Genomic DNA, 1,160 nt, shown 5'->3' with positions numbered 1-1,160 from the left:
ATGTTTGTCCATCAATGACCACAGTCGGGCATTAGCCATATCAGCGTCAAAATAGTTGGAATGCTGGCAAAGGATCTCTTCATCAGCATCGGGCTTTATATTTCTCAGTCTTATAAGTCGTTCTTCAGCTTTCGGGAACCACCCAAGTGCCTGTTCACAGAGGCTCAGGGTCAGGTCAAGGTGGTGAATTTTGGAAGCCCTGAGTGCAGTCAAGTGGCCTTTCAACCTGAGTTCTTCCAGACGAGTGCAGGCTTTTATCTGTTTTTCCCGGTTTTGCTCTTTAAGCGACCTTGCCAGCCCTATGACCGAGTTTTGGTAGTCGGATTGGCTCAATTCGTCCGGGCATTCTTCCAGGATGGCCAGGAATTGTTTTTCTGCATCGGTGAAATGTTGCTTTTTCAATGCTTTGAAAGCTTGGTCGACTTTTTGTTTAGCCGCCACAGTCGATTGCTTATTCGTTGACGGGTGCGGCCTTTGAGAAAAAGAGGCTCTGTGCGCACTGGTTTGCCGATGGCGAAGAGTTTGGGGCATTGCTGAAGACCTGGCCGAAGACCGATCGTCCCAAGAATCACGAGGAACAAAGAGTGGCGCATTCGGGTCTAATTTCGATGCAGGCTTTCTGTCTTTATCAGTGTCCTGATGGGATTCAGGCAAGCGATGTTGTGACGGTTGCGATGCAGAACCGTAGGCTGGTGGTAATCCGTAACTCATGGCAATGTAACCTCCCTTTATGCTCATAAGACAGCAAACGGGTATAGAAGTTCATGGCAGCGTCTTAATCCCGGAATTAAATAAAACGGTGAGTGGCAGGCAGGTTTATGTTCGCCGTGCCAGATTCTGCACCTTTTGAAGAGCTATCGCTTCGGTGATTCGCCAGGCATCGTCAGCTCTAAACTTTTCTACCCTGCCGGGGTCAAGGGTTTTGGCTTTTTTGAACCATTCACTCCACACGTCTTCGCTGTAACGCATCATTCTGAGGCAGTGCGCTTTTTGCGAACAGGCACTTGCACTCAAGGGGTTTTTCTCCAATGCGGATTCCACATGCTCAAGTGCCTTTTTAAGGTTATCTTGTCCTGACCCAGGGTCACCCTCTGCTATCAGTCGGGTAGCCAGCCTGAAATAATGGATCGAGGTTAACAGCAGTGTATTGGCACTTTCCT

The 1,160-nt window shown here is 48.8% G+C and carries 2 protein-coding genes; both read right to left on the bottom strand.

What is annotated here, in order from left to right; all coding sequences use genetic code 11:
• Window positions 1–711, bottom strand: a 711-nt coding sequence (locus KDK19_RS23385) for a hypothetical protein (protein WP_257293063.1), incomplete at its 3' end; no start/stop codon positions are given.
• Between the two features lie 105 nt (window positions 712–816).
• Window positions 817–1,160, bottom strand: a 344-nt coding sequence (locus KDK19_RS23380; protein WP_257293062.1) for a hypothetical protein, incomplete at its 5' end; no start/stop codon positions are given.

The sequence above is a fragment of the Endozoicomonas sp. ONNA1 genome (assembly GCF_024606325.1).
Taxonomy (GTDB): Bacteria; Pseudomonadota; Gammaproteobacteria; order Pseudomonadales; family Endozoicomonadaceae; genus Endozoicomonas_A.
This window is presented reverse-complemented; position numbering and strand designations above follow the sequence as displayed.